At 43.1% G+C, this 4,411-nt stretch carries 2 protein-coding genes; both read left to right on the forward strand.

The window, feature by feature from the left end; genetic code table 11:
* Positions 1–238: 238 nt before the first annotated feature.
* Entirely contained in the window at positions 239–2,752 is a 2,514-nt protein-coding gene (locus tag ACWB0I_RS05290; protein WP_479386996.1) for a sensor histidine kinase, read from the forward strand.
* Positions 2,730–4,082 (forward strand): sigma-54-dependent transcriptional regulator, encoded by a 1,353-nt coding sequence (locus ACWB0I_RS05295; protein WP_479386997.1) that lies wholly within the window; start codon positions 2,730–2,732, stop codon positions 4,080–4,082. Before ACWB0I_RS05290 ends, ACWB0I_RS05295 begins: the two co-directional genes overlap by 23 nt.
* The last annotated feature ends 329 nt before the right edge of the window (positions 4,083–4,411 follow it).

The raw sequence follows: 4,411 nt of genomic DNA on the forward strand, positions 1-4,411 counted from the left end.
TGTTTCACATCTGCAACATCATAGCCAAAAATTTGTTGCAAAACTGCAATGGGCTGATTTTTCCCTAAAAAATGATTCTAAAATAGCTAAATATTCAAGGTCTGTAATACGTTGAAACCACAAAATATCAGATCAAATCAACGTTGGCCTTTAAAACGATTGCACTCTTGCAACATCAGCCATTGAATTCCAGCCTTTCCTTTGTTATTTTACCTGAAACGTTTAATTGGATGGCCCCATGCAAAAAGCTTTTAAAAAAATTCTATTTATGCTGGGCGCTCTTTCTTTACTGCTGGCTTCCCTTGTGTCGTTTTTTGCAGCCCAAAAAATTTTGCCCTACCGTTTGCAATTGTCGCCGCAGGGCAAAGCTAAAACGGTGCCTCTGGAACGCATGATTTTTCATGATCTCGATCACGATGGTATTGCGGAACGGTTGTCACTGGTAAATGACCTGCTTCAGGGCTTCTATTATGTTAAAATCTATCGAGAAGACAAACGTGGGTTAATCGATCAGTTCAACTTTAACCATCCATTGATCTTTAAAAAACCTTTTTATTACGATTTTAACCATGATGGAGTGGATGAGTTTTGCATCTTTTCAAACGATAACCAAGCGCTCTATTTGTCGATTGTTGATGTATTTAAACAGCAATATCTAATCTTTGAAAGACCAATATTGTCGGCCTCGCTCAAACGTTCTAGGAAGAATTGGGATGTTTATTTTGTCACTGCACAAATAACAGAACTGCATGAGGGCGGTCGGCAACAGCTGCTTTTTTCCGTGAACAGTGGCTATTCCAAATTGCCACGCTGTCTCTGCCTGTACGATTTTGAAAAGCAATCCATTGTTCGACGCTTTGATCACCACATGGGGCCCACAAGCTTTGAAGTTGCCGACTTCAATCGGGATGGGAAAAAAGAAATCGTGCTGGCGAGCTCCTCCACCTATAATTTCCCACCAGATGTCTATCTATCCGATGCCTTTAGCTGGCTGATTTTGCTCGACAATCAGCTAAGTCCGCTCAAACCTCCCCTAAAGCTGGGCGGTAAATTCAGCAGGATTAAAATGAAAGCTACAAAGCGAAAATTGGGTCCCCAGAGTGTGGTCGTTTTATCTATGGCCGAAAGCGATAGGTGGTCATTATTTACCGTTGATTCTCTATTGCACTTTAAACAGAAAATATTCGCCGGCCATGCCAGTGATGTTTACATTAACGATTCTGTGGCTTCTCCGGAGATTTATGTTACCATGGCAGAGCCAGAGGTCTTGACCCTTGATCTTCAGCTTAACGTATTGAATACAAAAGAATTAGCCGCTGATCAAGTAATGTTGAGTATTGACTGGCTTGGACAGGCAATGGGCGATTCCCTTCTGGAAATCATCGCGCATAATCGCCAAAATATCTATCTTTTTAACCAGAAGTGGGAACTTAAGGCCCGATATACATTTCCTGAAGCTCTGTCCATCTATGATCTTAGACTGTTAAAACACCGCGGGCAGGCCAAACCAGTGATCAGGTTCCATACAGAGCGAATGAAGTACACTATGGTACTTCTTCCCAATCCCTGGTATGGAAAAGTCCCTACAATTTTTTTATTGGTTTCCCTTCTGAGTTTCAGCTTCTTAATGACCATACTTTGGATGCTGGAAAAACTATGGCGCTACATCTCCTCCTTCTTTTATTTACTAAAAGGGTCCGAAAACGCCATTATTTTGATCGATTTTAAGGGACGTGTGCTCAGTGTAAATAAGCGTGTCAATCGATTCCTCGACTTACGTGAACCGATCTCAGTTGGCATCCGCATTCAGGAACGATTACGCCAACATCCGGAAATTCTGAAGGCTATTGACCGTTGCCGCAAAGAATTGGTAAGCGTAAGCAGTCAGGTCTCTTTTGAAGGAGCGAATTCACGCTTCATCGGTGAGGTTAGCGTTACGCCGTTCATCGGAATTTTAGGCTATGTGTACGCCTTTTTGGTGGAAATCAAAGACAGCACCAAACAGGTATTGCTGGAGCGTCAGCAAAACTGGCATCGCAATGTGCGAAAAATGGTGCACGATATTAAAACTCCGTTGGCTGGAGTGCAGTTAAAATTACAAATGCTGTACATCCAAATCCAGGAACAGGCGCCTCATCTTGCCCAACTATCACATGAACTGGAAACAGCGCATGACGAATTAAAACGCATCAGCGCCATAACTAAAAGCTTTTTAAAATTCAGCGATCTGGAACAGATTTCGGCTAGCGAAATTCCTTTGAAATCGTTTATAGAGCGAGCTTTACAGCCCTTTCAGGTGTACAGCACAAATAGCGCTGTAGAGATGAAAATTACCTTAGAAGACGGCGTTCCCAAAACCGTTTGCTGGGATGAGCGCCAGATGGAAATTTTAATACATATTCTGGTGGAAAATGCCATCGATGCCATTCAGGAAAAGGGGAAGATCAGTATCCGCCTGCGAATTTCCCCCAGGCAAAAACGCGTAAAAGAGCCCTGGATTCAAATCCGTATTGAAGACAATGGCTGCGGTATTCCTCCTGAGATACAGCAGAAGATTTTCGAACCGCATTTCAGCACCAAAAAGGAAGGTACGGGATTGGGGCTGGCCTTTGCCAAACAAATTGTGCAGCAACATGGTGGGCAAATCGAATTTTATTCTCATGAGGAAACTGGTACGGTTTTTGTAGTAGATTTGCCATCTAAAGTGGAAAAATTTCTGGAGAAAACTCATGTACCATATTCTGGCCATTGATGACGACCTTACTTTTTTGGATGATCTCACTTCGTTGCTCAAGTATCAAAATTATGTGATCAAAGGCATCAATAATCCGCATAAGGCACTTAATCTGCTGAACAGGTACAAATTTCATTGCGTTTTGCTGGATGTCCAGATGCCCGGCATGGATGGCCTCTCTTTGCTGGAACAAATTAAGGATCAACATCCTACCATCCCCGTAATCATGATTTCCGGGCGCAGTACGCTAGCCATAGCTGTGAAAGCCATTAAACAGGGAGCCTTCGACTTTTTGGAAAAGGGCGCGGATTTAGACCGTTTGCTAATTACACTGAAAAATGCCATTGCTCATTTTAACTGGTTGACCGAACGACATTTGCTGATCAGCGAACTGCTCGAGAACTACCAGATGATAGGGCAGAGCAAAGCCATGCAACAAATTTTCAGTCAAATCGATTTTGTAGCGCCGACCGATAGTAAAGTGCTGATTACCGGAGAAACTGGAACAGGCAAGGAGCTGATCGCCCGAGCCATCCAGTTAAAAAGCAACCGCTCTACCAAACCTTTCATCCGGATCAATTGCGCGGCCGTTCCGGAATCGTTGATCGAAAGTACGTTTTTTGGTCATAAAAAAGGCAGTTTTACCGGTGCCATAAAGGATCAGCCGGGTAAATTTGAACTGGCAGATGGAGGCACGCTCTTTCTGGATGAGATCGGAGAATTACCGCTGTACGCCCAGGCTAAACTTTTGAATGTGTTACAGGACGGCGAAATTGAAAAGATTGGCGCCCGACAATTACAAAAAGTTAATGTGCGTATCATTGCCGCTACCAATAAAGACCTTATGGCTATGGTCAAGGAAAAAAAATTCCGGGAAGACCTCTTTCACCGCCTCAATGTCTTTCACATCCATCTTCCTCCGCTGCGTGAACGCATTGAAGATATCCCTCTGTTGGTAGATCATTACATTAAGTACTACGCCGATGAACTCAACAAAAAGATTGTCGGTATTTCACCAGCCGGAATGAACATTCTGGTTCAGTACGACTGGCCTGGAAATGTAAGGATGCTGCGCAATGTCATAAGCCGGGCGGTCATGTTTGCCCAGAACTCGGTTATTTCCGATGGCGAGATTTCGCTGGCCCTGGATATGGATCGCTATCAACCGCTGGTTACTAAAAATCCAATGACTCTGGCTGAATTTCTTGATTTCCAGGAACGGCAATTCATTCAACAAATGATGATGCTGTATAACGGTAATAAGTTACAGGTGGCCAAGCGATTGGGCGTGGATCGGGCCACTTTATGGCGTAAATTGAAAAAATACAACATGTCAACGGATGAGTAATGTTTGTCTGACTCCTATTCCCTGTAGCCACTTTCCCGCACAGCGATCGGTCGTAAAACGTTGACCGGAATTGTCTGCTTCCAATGTAAGTAAGGGATTCTTTGTCCCTCGATAAATCAGGGCCATCGGAATGATAAGCGGCACGCCCCTCCCCCATGAACAAAACGTACCCTTTCTCAGAAAAATTGCAAATTACGAATGAGTTCAGTATAAAAACCACGAATTTCACGGATTAACACGAAGATATTTGATGTAATTTAAATAAAAACAATAGGCAAATTTAAATAAAATTCGATAATAATACCTTTTTAGAGTGGACTCACGAATTA

It is taken from the genome of Caldithrix sp. (genome assembly GCF_056497305.1).